At 59.3% G+C, this 18,783-nt stretch carries 16 protein-coding genes and 1 tRNA gene; 11 read left to right on the top strand and 6 right to left on the bottom strand.

The genetic code is table 11. The features are described 5' to 3' along the window. The 4 genes from AACR14_RS14645 to AACR14_RS14630 all read left to right on the top strand — a co-directional run. Nucleotides 1–757, top strand: a 757-nt coding sequence (locus AACR14_RS14645; RefSeq protein WP_019446700.1) for a sigma 54-interacting transcriptional regulator, incomplete at its 5' end; no start/stop codon positions are given. 106 nt (nt 758–863) lie between these two features. Then, nucleotides 864–1,898 carry a sensor histidine kinase gene (locus AACR14_RS14640; RefSeq protein WP_005334126.1) on the top strand — a complete coding sequence of 345 codons (1,035 nt, stop codon included), beginning with the start codon at nt 864–866 and terminating at the stop codon, nt 1,896–1,898. Then, nucleotides 1,895–3,238: a sigma-54-dependent transcriptional regulator gene (locus AACR14_RS14635; protein WP_019446699.1), complete on the top strand. Its 1,344-nt coding sequence runs from the start codon at nt 1,895–1,897 to the stop codon at nt 3,236–3,238. The genes AACR14_RS14640 and AACR14_RS14635 overlap by 4 nt, the downstream gene beginning before the upstream one ends. A gap of 141 nt (nt 3,239–3,379) precedes the next feature. Beyond that, nucleotides 3,380–4,141: a Nif3-like dinuclear metal center hexameric protein gene (locus AACR14_RS14630; RefSeq protein WP_019446698.1), complete on the top strand. Its 762-nt coding sequence runs from the start codon at nt 3,380–3,382 to the stop codon at nt 4,139–4,141. Between the two features lie 239 nt (nt 4,142–4,380). Here the strand turns inward: AACR14_RS14630 and purN are convergent, their stop codons facing one another. Both purN and purM read right to left on the bottom strand, forming a co-directional pair. Further along, entirely contained in the window at nt 4,381–5,019 is a 639-nt protein-coding gene (gene purN / locus AACR14_RS14625) for a phosphoribosylglycinamide formyltransferase (RefSeq protein ID WP_019446697.1), read from the bottom strand. Continuing rightward, nucleotides 5,016–6,053, bottom strand: a complete 1,038-nt coding sequence (purM, locus tag AACR14_RS14620) for a phosphoribosylformylglycinamidine cyclo-ligase (RefSeq protein ID WP_019446696.1) — start codon at nt 6,051–6,053, stop codon at nt 5,016–5,018. Before purM ends, purN begins: the two co-directional genes overlap by 4 nt. A gap of 176 nt (nt 6,054–6,229) precedes the next feature. Here purM and upp point away from each other — a divergent pair, with 176 nt between their 5' ends. The 3 genes from upp (at nt 6,230) to hda (ending at nt 8,830) form a co-directional block, all read left to right on the top strand. Then, nucleotides 6,230–6,856, top strand: coding sequence for a uracil phosphoribosyltransferase (upp, locus tag AACR14_RS14615; protein WP_019446695.1), 627 nt, complete (start codon nt 6,230–6,232; stop codon nt 6,854–6,856). 150 nt (nt 6,857–7,006) lie between these two features. Continuing rightward, nucleotides 7,007–8,026, top strand: a complete 1,020-nt coding sequence (locus AACR14_RS14610; protein ID WP_019446694.1) for a DUF2066 domain-containing protein — start codon at nt 7,007–7,009, stop codon at nt 8,024–8,026. Between the two features lie 102 nt (nt 8,027–8,128). Next, on the top strand, nt 8,129–8,830 hold the full coding sequence (hda, locus tag AACR14_RS14605) for a DnaA inactivator Hda (RefSeq protein ID WP_013723920.1): 702 nt from the start codon (nt 8,129–8,131) through the stop codon (nt 8,828–8,830). A gap of 237 nt (nt 8,831–9,067) precedes the next feature. Here the strand turns inward: hda and aceA are convergent, their stop codons facing one another. The 4 genes from aceA to AACR14_RS14585 form a co-directional block, all read right to left on the bottom strand. Further along, the gene (gene aceA, locus AACR14_RS14600) at nt 9,068–10,381 is read right to left on the bottom strand and encodes an isocitrate lyase (protein WP_019446693.1); all 1,314 of its coding nucleotides are present in this window, start codon (nt 10,379–10,381) and stop codon (nt 9,068–9,070) included. 75 nt (nt 10,382–10,456) lie between these two features. Continuing rightward, a complete protein-coding gene (gene aceB / locus AACR14_RS14595) occupies nt 10,457–12,064 on the bottom strand; it encodes a malate synthase A (protein WP_019446692.1) in 1,608 nt (535 codons plus the stop codon). A gap of 688 nt (nt 12,065–12,752) precedes the next feature. After that, entirely contained in the window at nt 12,753–12,893 is a 141-nt protein-coding gene (locus AACR14_RS14590; protein WP_019446691.1) for a hypothetical protein, read from the bottom strand. Nucleotides 12,894–13,116: 223 nt separating this feature from the next. Continuing rightward, nucleotides 13,117–13,193 (bottom strand) — tRNA-Pro (locus AACR14_RS14585). A gap of 249 nt (nt 13,194–13,442) precedes the next feature. Here AACR14_RS14585 and tadA point away from each other — a divergent pair. The 4 genes from tadA to AACR14_RS14565 form a co-directional block, all read left to right on the top strand. Next, nucleotides 13,443–14,000, top strand: a complete 558-nt coding sequence (gene tadA, locus AACR14_RS14580; protein ID WP_050547844.1) for a tRNA adenosine(34) deaminase TadA — start codon at nt 13,443–13,445, stop codon at nt 13,998–14,000. A gap of 204 nt (nt 14,001–14,204) precedes the next feature. Then, on the top strand, nt 14,205–16,442 hold the full coding sequence (locus tag AACR14_RS14575) for an ABC transporter permease subunit (protein WP_019446689.1): 2,238 nt from the start codon (nt 14,205–14,207) through the stop codon (nt 16,440–16,442). Between the two features lie 32 nt (nt 16,443–16,474). Further along, a complete protein-coding gene (gene pstA / locus AACR14_RS14570; RefSeq protein WP_019446688.1) occupies nt 16,475–18,124 on the top strand; it encodes a phosphate ABC transporter permease PstA in 1,650 nt (549 codons plus the stop codon). Between the two features lie 133 nt (nt 18,125–18,257). Then, the coding region (locus tag AACR14_RS14565; RefSeq protein ID WP_019446687.1) for a phosphate ABC transporter ATP-binding protein at nt 18,258–18,783 on the top strand (526 nt) is incomplete at its 3' end.

Here is an 18,783-nt window from a genome sequence, read left to right as displayed (position 1 = left end):
GGGCACCCTGTTCCTCGACGAGATCGGCGATATGCCGATGCCGATGCAGGTCAAACTGCTGCGGGTGTTGCAGGAGCGGTTGTTCGACAGGGTTGGTGGCGGCAAGCCCATTCAGGCCGATGTGCGCATCATAGCGGCGACCCACCGGGATCTGGAGGCGATGATCCGCACTCAGGGTTTCCGCGAAGATCTCTACTACCGCCTCAACGTTTTCCCCATAGAGACGCCGCCGCTGCGGGATCGCATCGATGACATCCCGCTGCTGCTGCAGGAGCTGCTCAACCGCCATACCGAGCAGCACCACGGCTTTATCCGGCTGACCCAGCGGGCGCTGGAGTCGCTGATGCAGTACCCCTGGCCCGGCAACGTGCGCGAGCTATCCAACCTGCTGGAGCGGCTGCTGATCCTCTACCCGCACCAGATCGTCGATGTAGCCGATCTGCCGAGCCGTTATCGCCTGCTGCCGAGCGAGCCGCGGGATGAGCGGTTGACCGAGATGGATGAGCGGGATGCGCTGGCAGCGGTGTTTCAGGATCCGCCCGAGCTGGATCACTCCCTCGCCTCGGCCCGCACCATGCAGTTGCCGGAGGAGGGGGTCAACCTCAAAGAGATGCTGGCCGACCTTGAAGTGGAGCTGATCCGTCAGGCGCTGGAGTCTCAGGACGGGGTGGTGGCCCGCGCCGCCGATCTGCTCGGCATGCGGCGTACTACCCTGGTGGAGAAGATGAAAAAGTACGGGATGAGCAAGGACGTCTAATGGTCAAAGCCTTGACGCCAATACGCAATCCATTGTTTTAGTTAATATAATTTAGTGGCATGGAAATTGAATAACCTGACCCAATAGCCAGTTTGAGGTCAGGTTTATGACAATCCAGCAGCAGGACATGCCACTCCAGTCCCACGAAGTGAGCCAGCTCTATGCCATCTTCAAGGCGCTCCCCACCGGGGTGTTGCTGCTTGACGGGGCAGGGGTGGTCACCCGCGCGAATCCGGCGGCCATCTCCTTGCTGGGGGAGCCGTTGGAAGGGGAGCTCTGGCGCCACATCATTGCCCGCTGCTTTGAGCCGCGGGAGGATGATGGTCACGAGATCTCCCTGCGCGACGGGCGCCGGGTGCAGCTCTCGACCCAACCGCTGCCGGATCAGCCCGGCCAGCTGGTCTTTATCAATGACCTGACCGAAACCCGTAAACTGCAAGACCGCATCAACCACATGAAGCGGCTGTCGGCGCTGGGCAATATGGCGGCCTCGCTTGCCCACCAGATCCGCACGCCGCTCTCCGCTGCCATGCTCTATGCCGCCAACCTGGCCAACCGCACCCTCAAGCCGGAATCTCGCACTCAGTTTCAGCAAAAGCTGATGGCCCGTTTGCAGGATCTGGAGAAGCAGATCAACGACATCCTGCTGTTCGCCCGCAATGGCGACAATCAGGTGGTCACCCCCATCTCGGTACAAGGGCTGCTGGCCGAAGTGCAGGCTGGTGCCGAGGCCTTCTGCCAGCAGCAGGGCTGCGAGCTGCACATGGAGGCGCCAGAGCCCGATCTCTGTCTGCTGGCCAACAGCAGTGCGCTGGCGGGTGCCATCAACAACCTGATTGCCAATGCCCAGCAGGCAGGGGCCACCTCGCTGCTGGTCAGCGCGGTGCGCAGTGGCGCCCGGGTGGAGATGCGGGTCATCGATAATGGCAAGGGGATCCCTTCCCATCAGCTCGGTCAGGTATTCGAACCCTTCTTTACCACTCGCTCCCAAGGCACTGGTCTCGGGCTGGCGGTGGTGCAATCTGTAGTGCGTGCCCATCAGGGGGAGGTCGGTGTGGCCTCGGTTCCCGGTGAAGGCACCTGCTTTACTCTGTCGTTCCCCCTGCACCAGCAACCGGTGCAGCTTGGAGGTGTAGCATGACACAGGCCAGGATCCTGGTAGTTGAAGATGACAATGGCCTGCGCGAAGCGCTGGTGGATACCCTTTTGCTCGGCGGTTATGAGTGCCGTGAAGCGGACAGCGGCGAACGGGCTCTGCTGACCCTCTCCCGTCAGCCGTTTGACATGGTGATCTCCGATATCCAGATGGGGGGGATGGACGGCCTCACCCTGCTGGCTACCATCCGCCAGCAATATCCGCAGATACCTGTGCTGCTGATGACCGCCTACGCCAATATCGACGGCGCGGTGCGCGCCATGCGCGAAGGGGCGATCGACTATCTGGCCAAGCCCTTTTCGCCGGAGGTGCTGCTCAATCAGGTCAGCCGTTATGTGCCGGCTCAGAAGGTGGAAAAACGTGCCGTGGTTTACGGGGACCCCAAAACTGCCGAGTTGTTCCAGCTGGCGACCCGGGTGGCCAGAAGCGAAGCGACCGTGATGGTGACCGGCCCGAGCGGGACGGGTAAAGAGGTGCTGGCCCGTTACATTCATGACAACTCCAGCCGCGCTGAGCAGCCCTTCGTCGCCATCAACTGCGCCGCCATTCCGGAAAACATGCTGGAGGCTACCCTGTTTGGCTACGAGAAGGGCGCCTTCACCGGTGCGGTACAGGGGTGCCCGGGCAAGTTCGAACAAGCGCAGGGAGGCACCCTGCTGCTCGACGAGATCACCGAGATGGATCAGGGGCTGCAAGCCAAATTGCTGCGGGTGTTGCAGGAGAAAGAGGTGGAGCGGCTCGGCAGTCGCAAGATGATCCCGCTGGATGTGCGGGTCATCGCCACCAGCAACCGGGATTTGAAAAAAGCGGTGCAGGATGGCCTGTTTCGTGAAGATCTCTACTATCGCCTCAACGTCTTTCCGCTGCGCTGGTCTGCCCTGTGCGAGCGGCCCGGTGATATTCTGCCGCTGGCGGAACATCTGCTGGCGCTTCATGCCAGTCAGCAGGGGTTGCCGACACCACAGTTGACGGACGCCTCGCGGGAGCGACTGCTGGCCCACCCCTGGCCCGGCAATGTGCGGGAGCTGGACAACGTGGTACAGCGCGCCCTGATCCTCAGCCCCGACGGGGTCATTGATTGTGACCACCTCATTCTGGAAGAGCTGGACGAGCAGGAGATGGAGTTTGTCAGCGTGGAGCGCAGCTATGGCGGCGATCGCCTCGGCAGCGAGCTCAAGCAGCAGGAGCACCAGATCATCCTCGACACCCTGCAAGATTGTAACGGCAGCCGCAAGGCGGTGGCCGATCGGCTCGGCATCAGCCCGCGCACCCTGCGCTACAAGCTGGCCCAGATGCGGGAGGCGGGGATCGACCTGCCAGCCTGAGGCCGGGAGGGAAACCGCACTGTGTGGGGGCTGTCATGGTCTTGACGGCCCGGCTCGATTATCATGGGGCCCTTGGCGCTTTGAGCCTGGGCCCTGTTTTTATTGGTAAAGCAGGGGACCGAGCCTTAATAAGGGACCCCTATGATCTCTCATCGAAAACTCGAAACCGTACTGAACCATCTGCTCGAACCGCACGCCATCAAGGATTACTGCCCCAACGGCTTGCAAGTGGAGGGGCGCGAGCGCATTCGCAAGGTGGTGACCGGTGTCACCGCCAGTCAGGCGCTTATCGACGCGGCGGTGGCTGCCGAAGCCGATGCCATTCTGGTCCATCACGGCTACTTCTGGAGCGGTGAACCGGCCCAGATCACCGGCATGAAGCAGCGTCGGCTCAAGACCCTGCTGACCCACGATATCAACCTGTTTGCCTACCATTTGCCGCTGGATGTCCATCCCGAGGTGGGTAACAACGCCCAGCTAGCCAAGCTGCTCGACATCAAGGTACGCCGCGGTCTGGAGCCGTGGAACAGCAAGAGCGTCGCCATGGTCGGCAAGCTGGAAGAGCCGATGAGCGGCAGCGATTTTGCCAAGCTGATTGCCGAGCGCCTTGGCCGTGAACCACTCTATTGTGGCGACAGCGGCCCCGAGCTTATCCGTTCCGTGGCCTGGTGCACCGGTGGCGGTCAGAGCTACATCAATCTGGCGGCGGAGCAGGGCATCGATGCCTTTATCTCCGGTGAAGCCTCCGAGCAGACCATTCACACTGCTCGCGAGATGGGGATGCACTTCTACGCCGCGGGCCATCACGCCACCGAGCGTTACGGCGTCAAGGCGCTGGGGGAGTGGCTGGCGACCGTGCATGGGCTGGATGTTACCTTTATCGATATCGACAATCCGGTCTAAACCTGTCCACGATCTGGCTACGAAACCGTGATCAAGGCTCATGTGCTGCTCGCTTATGTATACAGCAAAGAGTGCTCACGTATGTCTATACGCTCCGGTTCCTGTGCTGCTCTTCACCTTGTTGACGGTTTCTCGCTGCAGGTCGTGAACAGGTTTAAGCCTGTGCCTGTGGTGGGAAAATTCAGGAAATAAAAAGGAGGCCATCGGCCTCCTTTTTCACATTTCGACAAGACGTCTGCTTACTCGCAGGCGTAACCAGCGAGGCCCAGCAGGGCGCCATCCAGTTGCACAGCGCCGTCCACCATCTGCAGCCTGCCTTCGCAGAACCAGCGCACCACCAGCGGGTAGATGCTGTGCTCCTGCGCCTGTACTCGTGCCGCTACCTCGTCCGCCGTGTCTCCTTCAAAGATGGGCACGCGGGCCTGCAGGATCACCGGGCCGCCATCCAGTTCTTCGGTCACGAAGTGGACACTGGCGCCGTGTTCACTGTCACCGGCATCTATGGCGCGCTGGTGGGTGTGCAGGCCCTGATACTTGGGCAGCAGGGAGGGGTGGATATTGATCATTCTGCCAGCGAAATGGCGCACCAGATCGCCGCTCAATATCCGCATAAACCCCGCCAGTACCACCAGATCCGGCTGATAATCTGCCATCAGCGCCAGCAGGGCGGCGTCATACTCCTCCCGGCTGGCAAACTGCTGCTGGGCCAGAATGGAGGTCGCCACCCCCGCTTCTTTGGCGCGAACCAGACCATAGGCATCGGCCTTGTTGCTGATAACGCCGACCACTTCACCGGCAATCTTGCCGCTGGCGCAGTGGTCGAGGATCGCCTGCAGGTTGCTGCCGCTGCCGGAGATTAGGACGAGGATCCGCATCATTTGATGACGACCTGCTCCTCACCGTCTGCTGCCTTGGCGATATGACCGATGTGCCATGCGTTCTCCCCTTCTGCCTTGAGCAGGGTCAGCGCCTTCTCCAGCTGGTTGGCGGGCAGGGCGATGATCATGCCGACGCCGCAGTTGAAGGTGCGATACATCTCGTGACGGGTGACGTTGCCAGCCTGCTGCAGCCAGCTGAACACCGCCGGCCACTGCCAGCTCTGCTCGTCGATCACCGCTTGAGTGTTGGCAGGCAATACGCGGGGGATGTTCTCCCAGAAGCCACCGCCGGTGATGTGGGAGAGGGCGTGGATCTCGCACTCCTTGATGAGCTTGAGCACGGGTTTCACATAGATGCGGGTCGGCTCCAGCAGCGCGTTGGCCAGGGTGGTGTCACCCAGCGGCTGATGCACGTCGGCCTTGGAGACTTCCAGGATTTTGCGCACCAGCGAGAAGCCGTTGGAGTGGGGGCCGCTGGCGGCCAGGGCGATCAGGGCATCCCCTTCACCGACCTTGCTGCCGTCGATAATTTCGCTCTTCTCCACCACACCGACGCAGAAACCGGCGATGTCGTAGTCTTCCCCTTCATACATACCCGGCATCTCGGCGGTCTCGCCGCCGACCAGGGCACAGCCTGACTGCTCGCAACCGGCACCGATCCCAGTGACCACTGCTGCCGCGGTGTCCACGTCCAGCTTGCCGGTAGCATAGTAGTCAAGGAAGAACAGCGGCTCGGCGCCCTGTACGATCAGGTCATTGACGCACATGGCCACCAGATCGATGCCCACGGTGTCGTGCTTCTTCAGGTCGATGGCCAGCCGCAGCTTGGTGCCCACACCATCGGTACCGGAGACCAGTACCGGCTCCTTGTAGCCCGCAGGGATTTGACACAAGGCCCCAAAGCCGCCAAGACCACCAAGGACTTCAGGACGACGAGTGCGCTTTGACACGCCCTTGATACGTTCAACCAGTGCATTGCCGGCATCGATATCTACGCCAGCATCCTTGTAGCTCAGTGAGGTTTTGTCAGTCACGAGTATTCCCCGTCATATAAAGAAGTGGAGGGTAAAATTCGGGGCGTATTCTAACAGTGGCGGTGAAAAACCAGAAAGGAAATCGTTTGCGCGTTTTTGCGCGGAAATGCTCTACAAGCGGTGGCTTTTGTTGTATGATTCCGCGATTTTTTTGCGGCAGGTTAGAGGAGATAATAATGAAAGTCGTTGAAGTCAAACACCCCCTGGTCAAACACAAGATCGGTCTGATGCGTGAAGGCGATATCAGCACCAAGCGTTTCCGTGAACTGGCCAAAGAAGTGGGCAGTTTGTTGACCTATGAAGCGACCTCTGACTTCGAAACCGAGAAGGTTATCATCGATGGCTGGAATGGGCCAGTAGAAGTTGACCAGATCAAAGGCAAGAAGGTAACCGTCGTACCGATCCTGCGTGCCGGCCTTGGCATGATGGATGGCGTGCTGGAGCACATGCCGAGTGCCCGCGTCAGCGTGGTCGGTATCTACCGCGATGAAGAGACCCTGCAACCGGTTCCCTATTTCGAGAAGATCGTCAGCAACATCGAAGAGCGTCTGGCGCTGGTCATCGATCCGATGCTGGCCACCGGCGGCTCCATGATCGCCACCATCGATCTGCTGAAGAAGAAAGGCTGCCAATCCATCAAGGTGTTGGTACTGGTTGCCGCGCCGGAAGGGATCAAAGCGCTGGAAGCGGCTCACCCTGACGTAGAGCTCTACTGCGCTTCTGTCGACCAGGGGCTGAACGATAAAGGCTACATCGTGCCGGGTCTGGGCGATGCAGGCGACAAGATCTTCGGTACCAAATAAGTTTATGCCTTGACCTGCTTCCCATGTGGAAGGGGTGATCGGAGCCGGCGCATCGCCGGCTCTGCTGTTTGTGGCCGCTTGTGCCAGCCTTGCCGCAGGATGCGCCTTGCCGCTACCATAAGCACACTCTCCCATTTCGAGACTCTGTTCATGTTCAAACGTGTTGTGACCGCCCTCTGCTGCGGCTTGTCATTCATGGCCTCGGCCGCTCAGGTGACCGACCTCTATCAGGGCAAGGCCCCGACCAGTGGCGATATGGTGGCCGCTCAAGGGCAGGCTCTCGGTCAGGTGCTGATCAAGGTCACCGGCAAGCGCGACATCCTCACCCAACCTGTGGTGGTCAAGGCGCTGGCGGCCCCGGGCGACTATGTCAAAAGCTATGGCTATCAGGATCAGGACTCCGTCAAGTATCTGAAAGCCGAGTTCAAGAGTGACAAGGTCAACAGCCTGGTCTCCGAGAGCCAGTATGCCCTGCTTGGCCCGGCTCGTCCCCAGATGGCGATCTGGCTGGTGGTGGATCAGGGGGAGCGTCGCCTGCTGGCGGATCAATCCAGCGATGGTTGGGCGCAAGCCTTGCGCGAGCAGGCCCAGACGCTGGGGCTACCCATCAGCATTCCGCTGATGGATCTCGATGACAACATGGCGGTCAGTGCCACCGACGTCTGGGGACGCTTTGCCGACCCGATTTTGCAGGCAAGCCAGCGCTATGGCGCCGAGATGGTTGTGTTGGGCAAGCTGACACCAGAAGGTGACAAGTGGAGCATCGATTGGGGACTCTACGGCCCCAAGGCGGCCGGTGAAGTGGCCGAGCTGACCCGTGGCAATAGCGCCGGCACTCAGGCCGAAGTGGCGCAAGGGTTTGCTGATACCCTGGCGGCCTGGCTGGTGAAAAACTACGGTGCCCGCATTTCTGGTCCGGCAACCAGCCAGACCCTGGTGGTAGATGGCCTCTCCGAAGTGGACAGCATGATCGCCGTGCAGAAGATGCTGCAGGGGATGGCCAACGTCAGCAAGGTGGCGATCGGCAAGCTGGAGGGGGACCAGGTCACCTTCAACTTTACCCTGCAAGGGGAGCAGGCCGAGCTGGTGCGGGCGCTGCAGCTTGAGAGTCGTTTGCGCAAGGTTGACGATAATGGCAGCGGTTTGCGTTACCAATGGTCGCAGCCCTGATTTTATAAGGCTTTTGTAGACCGCCCGGCTTGCCCGGGCGGTTCTCTATCTGCCTTTGCGATGATACACTTAGCCACAAATGTCACAGTCAAAGCCCAACGAGTGAAGCAACCGGCCCAACTGTCTTTAGCCGTACAACTACCGGATGATGAAACCTTCGTCAGTTTTTATCCCGGCAACAATGCTCATCTGATCACCGCCCTCAAAAACGCGGCCATCGGTCAGGGATCGCCTTTCCTCTATTTCTGGGGGGCCAAGGGATCCGGACGCTCTCATCTGCTCCACGCCACCTGTGCCGAGGTCAACGCCCGCGATGCAGCGGCGGCTTATCTCTCCCTCGATCAGTTTGAACAGCTCGATCCCAGCATGCTCGATGCCCTCGAAAGCCTGCCGCTGGTCTGTCTCGACAGCCTTGAGGCGATCGCTGGCAATGCCGTGTGGGAGCGGGCGCTGTTCGACTTCTACAATCGCTGGCAGGAGAAGGGCGAGGGGACGCTGGTGGTCACCGGCTGCAGCGCTCCGCGCAAACTGGGGCTGCAACTGCCGGATCTCGCCTCGCGCCTCGACTGGGGTGTCAGTTTTCATCTCGAAGAGCTGGATGATGAAGGCAAGCTCAGTGCCCTGCAGCTGCGTGCCGAGCTGCGGGGCTTCAAACTGCCCATCGATGTGGGCCGCTTCCTGCTCAACCGACTCTCCCGCGATATGCGCACCCTGCTCACCACCCTCAATCAGCTCGACAACGCCTCATTTCGCGCCAAGCGCAAGCTCACCATTCCCTTTGTCAAAGAGATCCTCGAGCTCTGAGAACCTGGCTACGTTCTTACTGCGAGGCCGTGAGCAAGGCTCATGTGCTGCTCGGAATCCTCATGTATCCATATACACTCCGGTTCCTGCGCTGCTCTTCACCTCGCTGACGACCTCTCGTCACAGACCGTGAACCGGTTCTATAGCTTTGTTCCTTCTCCCTTCGGGAGAAGGGCCTTTCAAAAAGAAACCCCGGCTTCAGGCCGGGGTTTTGCTATCTCAAGAGGGCTCTGCCTATCAGTGGAACTGATCTTCTTCGGTGGAGCCGGTCAGCGCGGTTACCGAGGATTGGCCACCCTGAATGACGGTGGTCACCTTGTCAAAGTAACCGGTACCGACCTCCTGCTGGTGTGCCACGAAGGTATAGCCACGGCTGGCGGCGGCAAATTCCGGCTCCTGCACCATCTCGACGTAGTGCTTCATCCCCTCGCCACGGGCGTACTGGTAGGCCAGTTCGTACATGTGGAACCACATGTTGTGAATACCCGCGAGGGTGATGAACTGGTACTTGTAACCCATGTCGGAGAGCGCTTGCTGGAAGCGGGCGATGGTGGCATCGTCCAGATTCTTCTTCCAGTTGAAGCTCGGGGAGCAGTTGTAAGCCAGGATGCGATCCGGGAACTTGGCCTTGATCGCTTCGGCAAATTTACGCGCTTCGTCCAGATCCGGCTTGGCGGTTTCACACCACACCATATCGGCGTAGGGGGCGTAAGCCAGACCGCGAGCGATGGCCTGATCGATACCGGCACGAACCTTGTAGAACCCTTCGGCAGTGCGCTCGCCAGTCAGGAAGTCTGAATCGTACGGATCGGCATCGGTGGTCAACAGGTCAGCGGCGTTGGCGTCGGTACGGGCGATCACTAGCGTGGTGGTGCCGCAGACATCGGCTGCCAGACGGGCGGCAACCAGCTTCTGCACCGCTTCCTGAGTCGGTACCAGCACCTTGCCGCCCATATGGCCGCACTTCTTGACGGAAGCGAGCTGATCTTCGAAGTGCACGCCAGCGGCGCCCGCTTCAATCATCCCCTTCATCAGTTCGAAGGCGTTCAGCACGCCGCCGAAACCGGCTTCCGCATCGGCCACGATCGGCAGGAAGTAGTCGATAAAGCCTTCGTCCTGCGGCCCAACCTTGTTGGCCCACTGGATTTGGTCGGCACGGGCGAAGGAGTTGTTGATGCGCTCCACCACTGACGGCACCGAGTTGGCCGGGTAGAGGGACTGATCCGGATACATGGTGGAGGACAGGTTGTTGTCCGCCGCCACCTGCCAGCCGGAGAGGTAAATCGCTTCGATCCCCGCCTTGGCTTGCTGCACTGCCTGACCACCGGTCAGGGCGCCGAGGCAGTTGACGTAGCCTTTTTTGGCGTCGCCGTGGATCAGTTCCCACAGCTTGTCAGCGCCGCGTTGGGCCAGGGTGTGCACCGGCTGCAAGCTGCCGCGCAGGTTCACCACATCTTCGGCGCTGTAGCCGCGCTTGATCCCTTTCCAGCGGGGGTTTTCCGCCCAGTCTTTCTCGATAGCCTGGATCTGTTGCTCACGGGTCAGTGCCATATCAGTTCCCTCTTTCATTGATTTCACGTTTCCATTGACTTGTTATTGGCGGGCTCCGCTGGGGAGGCCCGGAGTTCAGAGCCGCTCGTAACCGGGCAGCGTCAGAAAATCGATCAGGGTATCGGCGCAGGTGATCTCTTCCATCAGTTCGCTTGCCTCGGCAAAGCGTCCAGCCTGCCAGCGCTCGGTACCTACCTCGGCTTTGACCACCTCCTGCTCTTCGGCCAGCATCTGGCGGAACAGCTCCTTGGTCACCACTTTGCCGTTCGACAGGCTCTTGCCGTGGCGGATCCACTGCCAGATGGAGGTACGGGAGATCTCGGCGGTGGCGGCATCTTCCATCAGACCGTAGATGGGCACGCAGCCGTTGCCGTTGATCCAGGCTTCCAGATATTGCAGGGCGACCCGGATATTTGTACGCATGCCTGCTTCGGTCCGCTCGCCCTCACAGGGTGCCAGCAGGTCGGCGGCGGTGATGGGGGCATCCTGCTCGCGCAGCATGCCGATCTGGTTCTTGGCACCCGCCGCAATGGTGGCGTTGAACACCGCCATGGCAGTATCGGCCAGACCAGGGTGGGCGACCCAGGTACCGTCGTGGCCGTTGTTGGCTTCGCGCTCCTTGTCGGCTTTGACCTTGGCGAAGACCTGCTCGTTAACGGCAGCGTCCTTGGCCGGAATAAAGGCAGCCATACCGCCCATCGCCAGCGCTCCGCGCTTGTGGCAGGTCTTGATCAGCAGCCGCGAGTAGGCGGAGAGGAACGGCTTGTCCATGGTCACCACCTGACGATCAGGCAGGACGCGATCCGGATGGTTCTTCAAGGTTTTGATGTAGCTGAAGATGTAGTCCCAGCGGCCGCAGTTCAGTGCAACGATGTGATCCTTCATCTGATAGAGCAGCTCATCCATCTCGAATACGGCCGGCAGGGTTTCAATCAGCACGGTGGCCTTGATGGTGCCGCGGGGCAGACCGAACTTGTCCTCGGTCCAGGCGAACACTTCGCTCCACCAACGCCCTTCCAGATGGCTCTGCAACTTGGGCACGTAGAAGTAGGGGCCCGAGCCTTTGGCCAGCAGCGCTTGGTAGTTGTGCAGGAAGTAGAGAGCAAAATCGAACAGGCCGCCGGGGATGGGCTCGCCATCGAAGGTGACATGTTTTTCCGGCAGGTGCAGACCGCGCACCCGGCAGATGAGCACCGCCGGATTGGGGGTCAGGGTGTAGGCCTTTCCTTCCGGACTGGTGTAAGAGATGGTGCCGTTGACCGCATCTCGCAGGTTGATTTGGCCCTCGATCACCTTATTCCAGGCGGGAGCCAGTGAATCCTCGAAATCTGCCATGAACACCTTGACGTTGGCGTTGAGGGCGTTGATCACCATCTTGCGCTCGACCGGGCCGGTGATCTCCACACGGCGGTCTTGCAGGTCGGCGGGAATGCCGCGAATGGTCCAGTCACCTTCACGGATGTGGGCGGTTTCCGGCAGGAAGTCCGGCAGCTCGCCGCCATCGATACGGGCCTGGCGTGCCACACGTTGTTTCAGCAATTCCCCTCTTTGGGGAGCAAAACGTTCCACCAGTTCGGAGACCAGAGCCACCGCGTCCGGCGTCAGAATTTGCGCGTATTCGGGCAGCATCTCGCCCTGGATGCGAAGGCGGGCGCTGCAGTGGGTCTGAGCCGGTGCCGACATAAGGTTCACTCCTTTGAGAATTACATTTTGAACTTACTAACTACGACTAAAGTCGAATTCCTGTTCCTGAAACGTTCCCGCAACAACGGGGTAACACGATTGATAAGGTGCGAAATATTGTTGAGTACGTCAACAGTTTTTTTTAAACGCCTGTTTTTTGGATATAGTTAAGTTTATGTTTTTTATTGCTTTATTGGGTTGGTATAAAAGCTCTACGCAGATGGTTATGCTCCTGCTTTTTCCCATCGGACAACGGCTAATTTGGGCCGTTACCCAGCCCCTCGCTTTGTAACTTATTACGTAATAAAATTACAAATGCAAAAACAAATCCCGACCTAACTCCAGGCTTTGCCAAAACAGCCGTATAAAGCGCGTTTGAATGTGGCAATGAATGTTTTGCTAATGCTAGACCTGATTGGTGAACGTGCGTTTTAAACTTGGTGTGGTGATGCAGGCTCTGTTGGCACCAGCGGTTGCAGCTATGAAAAGTGAAGCGCAATAACGTAGGTTTGTATCAGTTGTCGGGGGGAATGCCGGAGAGGGAAGGGGGAGATACATCAGTCAATAATACTGCCATCCTTGATAGAATTAGCAGTTTGTCGTTTTTTGCAGATTTCTCGCCAAGGGCCTGAAACGGAGAGCGTTGAACAGGCGATGTGCCGGTGATTGAACAGCCATCTGGCCGTGCTCAATAGTCATCATCCGGTTCGGCCAGATCGATCACATCCAGGTGGATGACCTGTTCATTTTCGCTTTCGGTGTGGCAAGGGGTGTCGTGAGGAACGGAATAAAGCGTAATGGCGGGTGCGAAATCGGTGTTCTGGTTCATGCCTGGTCCTGTGTTGCACGCAAGCCGGACAGTGATCCCTTCACTCGTGTTTCCACCTCCCTGTGTTGTCTACCGGCGGAAAGTTGCGCATCTTAATGAGTTCGGCAAAAAGATTCAAGTGGTTCTGAGTGTTTTTTGTTCTTGGTAGGCTGGCGCTGTCAGGAGGATAAATCGGAGGCAAAAAAATAGCCCAGTCGTTTGACTGGGCTATTCTCGGGGAAAATGGTCGGTGTGAGAGGATTCGAACCTCCGACCCTCTACACCCCATGCAGATGCGCTACCTGGCTGCGCTACACACCGACGGAGTCAGACTCGGCTGACGGGGAGGAAGTCTAATAGCATGGCCAAACGGGTGCAACTCCTTTTTTATCATAGAGATGCCGATTGCTTCTTTATTGCTCAGTCGGGATGTGGCTTGGGTCTGACGTGCAGATTTGGCATAATCGCCGCCCTGTCTCCGCGAGCTATCATGCCTGCTATCTATGGAATCATCTGACAGGTATGGATAGCTGGAATGCAAACAGCACAATTGAACAATATAAAGAGGGGATGGGCGTGAAACCATCAGAGGTCCCAGAAATACCGAGTCAGGCACAGAGTCAAACCGAGCAGGACGAACAGTGGATGCGCCATGCCATGGCATTGGCCGCCCGGGCCGAAGGGATTGGCGAGATCCCGGTCGGTGCCGTACTGGTGCTGGATGGTCAGATGGTGGGAGAGGGGTGGAACCGCTCCATCAGCGAACACGATGCCTGTGCCCATGCCGAGGTGATGGCGCTCCGGGCGGCGGGCAAGCAGCTGGCGAACTACCGCCTGCTCGACACCACTCTTTATGTGACGCTGGAGCCCTGCTGTATGTGTGCCGGTGCGCTGATCCATAGCCGGGTCAAGCGGGTGGTTTACGGCGCCCGAGATCTCAAGACCGGTGCCGCGGGGTCGGTGTTCGAGATCTTGCAGGACCCGCGCCACAATCACAGCGTCGAGCTGACCGGCGGTGTGCTGGCCGATGCCTGCTCGGCCCAGTTGTCGGCCTTCTTCAAGCGCCGACGCGCCGAGAAAAAGGCGGCCAAACTGGCGCTGCAACAATCAAACGATACCCTTTCCTGAATGATTCGGGGGCAGCGCATGCTGCCCTTGCTGATTATCAGCATAAATATCCCTTTATAAACAATACATTACGCTCTACCGCCTTCGAAGGGATCCCCGCCTATTTTTCCGCTAACAACCTCTGTTAAAGCGTTCTCGATGTAACAAAACTGTCATGCAACCGCCATATAATGCCGCGAAGCCTAGCTTACATTGAGGTCTTGCATGTCATCGGAATCGTTAAACCTGGTCATGGCGGGCAGTAGAAAACGCCGGATCAAGGATAAATTGGCCAAATATGGCGTCACCACAGGCGGAGCCCTGGTACTGGTGGCGCTGCTGCTTATCTTCTTTTATCTGCTCTATGTGGTGAAACCCATCTTCAATGGCGCCTCCATGGAGCCGACCGCCTCGTTTACCCTGCCTGCCGCAGGGAAGACCGCCTGGCTCGGCGTGGAAGAGCAGAACGAGATCGGCTATCGCTTCAGCGATAAAGGGCAGGTCAACTTCTTTGCGGTGCAGGGAGATGACAAGATCAAGGTCGGCCAGTCACTGGGTCAGGCCCAGGTTGCTGGTGACATCACCACGGTAGCGACCCCGGCACCGGGCCAGCGGCTGATCGCTTACGGCTTTGCCGATGGCAAGGCGCAGGTCGTCCAGCCAGCGTTCAAGGTCTCCTATCCCAACGATGTGCGGGTGATTGAACCCAGCCTGCAATATCCCTTCGGCGAAGAGCCTGTGGTGATCGACCCGCAAGGGAAGGCACTGCAACTGATGGTGTTCGAAGCCACCAAGGACAAGATGGCGACCGCCGCCGTGACCGAAGATGGTCGTGGTGTGATGACGGTGATGAGCGGTGAGGAGAACTTCATCTCCGGGGAGATTGAGTGGAGCAGTGAAAACTATACGATTCCCTCCCTGCCGCGCCATGTGGATCAGATGTTGCTGACCCCCAATCTGCGGATCCTGTTCGTGCGCGAGGGCAATCGCCTCTCCGTCTATGACATTCATAACCTGAGCGAAATCTCCCTGCGCAACGTGCTGGAGATCAATGCCCCCAACGCCAATGTGACCCGGGTTCAGCTGCTCTCCGGCGCCTCTTCACTGCTGGTGGGTAATGACAACGGCGTCATCTCCCAGTGGTTCGAAGTGGCGAAGGATGGCAAACGCCAGTTCACCCAAATTCGTGACTTCAAGGGCGATGGCGCGGTAGATCTGCTGACTCCCGAGCACTTTCGCAAAGGCTTCATCAGTGCCGACAAGGACGGCATCATCAGCTTCTTCCACGCCACCGGCGAGACCAAGCTGCTGACCGAGACGGTGGAAGGGGGTGAACTCTCTGCCCTGGCCATCTCCCCCCGTCACAACCTGTTGCTGATGCAGCAAGGGAACAGCTTCAAGCTCTTCTCGGTGGAGAACGAACACCCCGAAGTGACCTGGTCTGCCCTCTGGCAACAGGTGTGGTACGAAGGATATCCGGAGCCCCAGTATGTGTGGCAATCCACCTCCGCCAGCAACGACTTTGAAGCCAAGCTGAGTTTGGTGCCGCTGGTATTCGGTACTCTGAAAGCCTCTTTCTACGCCATGGTGTTTGCTGTGCCGCTCGGCGTGGCTGGTGCCATCTATACCGCCTACTTCATGTCGGCGGGGCTGCGCAAATACGTCAAGCCGACGGTCGAGATCATGGCGGCGCTGCCGACCGTTATCCTGGGCTTCCTGGCGGGTCTGTGGCTGGCGCCGATCATCGAGGGTGCATTGCCCGGGGTGATCCTGCTGCTGATATTGCTGCCGATGGGGATGCTGCTGACTGCATTGCTCTGGAACTATCTGCCGGAGCGCGGCAAGTCCTGGCTGCCGGAGGGGTGGCACGCCATCCTGCTGATCCCGGTGCTGCTGCTGATTGGCTGGGGTGCCTTCGCCTTGAGCCCGCTTATCGAGAATGCCTTTATGCACGGCGATTCGCGCATCTGGCTGACCCACGAAATGGGCATCAAGTTTGACCAGCGCAACTCGCTGGTGGTCGGTATCGCCATGGGCTTTGCGGTCATCCCCACCATCTTCTCCATCGCTGAAGATGCAGTCTTCTCGGTGCCCAAGCATCTGACTCAGGGCTCGCTGGCGCTGGGGGCCACCCCGTGGCAGACCCTGAGCCGGGTGGTGATCCTCACTGCGAGCCCGGGCATCTTCTCTGCGGTGATGATGGGTCTTGGCCGCGCCGTGGGCGAGACCATGATCGTGCTGATGGCTACCGGCAACACCCCCATCATGGACTTCTCCATGTTCCAGGGGCTGCGCACCCTCGCCGCCAACATCGCGGTGGAGATGCCGGAATCGGAAGTGGGCAGCTCCCACTATCGGGTACTGTTCCTCGCGGCCTTCGTCCTGTTTGTATTCACCTTTTTGTTCAACACCCTGGCCGAGTTTGTCCGTCAGCGGTTGCGTGAAAAATACAGCTCGATGTAAGGGGCGACTCTGTAATGGACAAGGAATCGACAATGGGTAAGTGGTTTAAATCAGGGGCCCCCTGGATCTGGATGACCGGCGGTGCCGTCAGCCTGAGTCTGGTGGCGGTACTGGGTCTGCTGCTGCTGATCGGCTGGCGTGGTCTGGTCTACTTCTGGCCGCACCCCATCTATGAGTGGCAGCTGGAAGATGCCAGCGGCAACAAGAGCGTACTGATCGGCGAGATCAACGATCGCGAGCAGGTACCGGTGGAGCGACTGCGCGCTGCAGGTCTGCCATTGGAAGGGGAAGAGCGCGAGCTGCTGACCCGCTATCTGGTCAAGACCGGCAACCGTGAGTTCGTTGACCTCGATTTTCGCTGGGTGCTGGAGACGGACATCAAGTCCCAGAGCCAGCCAGCTGAGCTGGCCATGGTTGAGCGTGCCACCAACGGCAACTTCTATGGCTATATCGTCGGGGTGAAAGAGGATGGCCGCGAGCTCACCTCTGATCTGCATCCTGCCCTGCAGCGGGTGCTGGCGCGAGCCAATGCCCTTTCAGAACAGGCCAACGATCTGCAAAAAGGGGACATCGGCAGCATCAACTATCAACTGGAGCGGCTGCGCCTGAAAGAGCGCAAGGCCGAGCTGGATGACAAGCTGACCGATCAGCTCAAAGCCGAATTGGCCAGCGAGCGTCAGGCCCTCAACGATCGCTATCAGGTGCTGGAAAAAGAGCTCTTCTCACTGCGTAGCCAAGCGGACCGCGACGCCATCACCGTCAAGGATATGCGTGGCGAGCTGGTGACCATGCCGATGTCCAAGGTACTGGACGTGGTATGGCCCAACGACATGAGCCTGCTGGCCAAGGTGGGTCACTGGTTCCACCAGATCGGCAAGTTCGTCTCTGACGATCCCCGTGAAGCCAACACCGAGGGCGGGGTGTTCCCGGCCATCTTCGGCACTGTGTTCATGGTGTTCCTGATGGCGATCATCGTGACCCCGCTGGGGGTGGTAGCGGCAGTCTACCTGCACGAATATGCGGGCAAGAACAGCCTGACCAAGATCATCCGCATTGCGGTGATCAACCTGGCGGGCGTGCCATCCATCGTTTACGGCGTGTTTGGTCTGGGCTTCTTCGTCTACACACTCGGCGGTTCGTTAGACCAGCTGTTCTACCCGGAAGCGCTGCCGAGCCCGACCTTTGGCTCACCCGGTGTGATCTGGTCGGCGCTGACCCTGGCCATCCTGACCCTGCCGGTGGTGATTGTCTCCACCGAAGAGGGGCTGGCGCGGATCCCGAGCACCATCCGTCAGGGCTCGCTGGCACTGGGCGCGACCCAGGCCGAGACCCTGTGGCGCATTGTGCTGCCGATGGCGAGCCCGGCCATCATGACCGGCCTTATTCTGGCGATTGCCCGTGCAGCCGGTGAAGTGGCGCCGCTGATGCTGGTGGGTGTGGTAAAACTGGCACCGACCCTGCCGATGGATGGCAACTTCCCGTATCTGCATGTGGAGCGCAAGTTCATGCACCTGGGCTTCCACATCTATGACGTCGGCTTCCAGAGCCCCAACGTCGAGGCGGCCCGCCCGCTGGTCTACGCCACCTCCTTCCTGCTGGTGACGGTGATCGTGGGTCTGAACCTGACCGCTATCGGTATTCGTAACCACTTGCGCGAGAAATTCCGGTCGCTGGAGCATTAATCCGGCGCCGCTTGAGTGATACAAGAGTGAGATAACAGAGGGGCGGCCGAGCGCGAGCCGCCATCTCTCTGCACCAATACGTGAGGGGCGCCGGCAGCTGTCCGGCCACTCCAGATAGATTTTGAGGTAACAGATGATCAACGTAACGACCACGTCTACCCAGCACACCGCGCTGGACCTGCTCAACCTGACCCCGGAGCAGACCGCGCTGGAGGTGAAGGATCTCAACCTGTACTACGGCAGCAAGCAGGCGTTGTTCAACGTCAACATGAAGATCCCCAAAGGGCAGGTGACCGCCTTTATCGGCCCGTCAGGCTGTGGCAAATCGACCCTGCTGCGCTGCATCAACCGGATGAACGATCTGGTGGAGATCTGCCGCATTGAGGGGGAAATCCAACTGCACGGCCACAACATCTATGACAAGAGCGTTGATGTTTCCGCCCTGCGCCGTCAGGTGGGCATGGTGTTCCAGCGCCCGAACCCGTTTCCCAAGTCCATCTACGAGAACGTGGTCTATGGTCTGCGCCTGCAGGGGATCAACGATCGTCGCACTCTGGATGAAGCGGCCGAGCGCTCCCTGCGCGGTGCGGCCCTGTGGGACGAGGTGAAGGATCGTCTGCACGACAACGCCTTCGGTCTCTCCGGTGGTCAGCAGCAGC

This window comes from Aeromonas sp. 159 (genome assembly GCF_963862045.1).
Lineage (GTDB): Bacteria > Pseudomonadota > Gammaproteobacteria > Enterobacterales > Aeromonadaceae > Aeromonas > Aeromonas veronii.
This window is presented reverse-complemented; position numbering and strand designations above follow the sequence as displayed.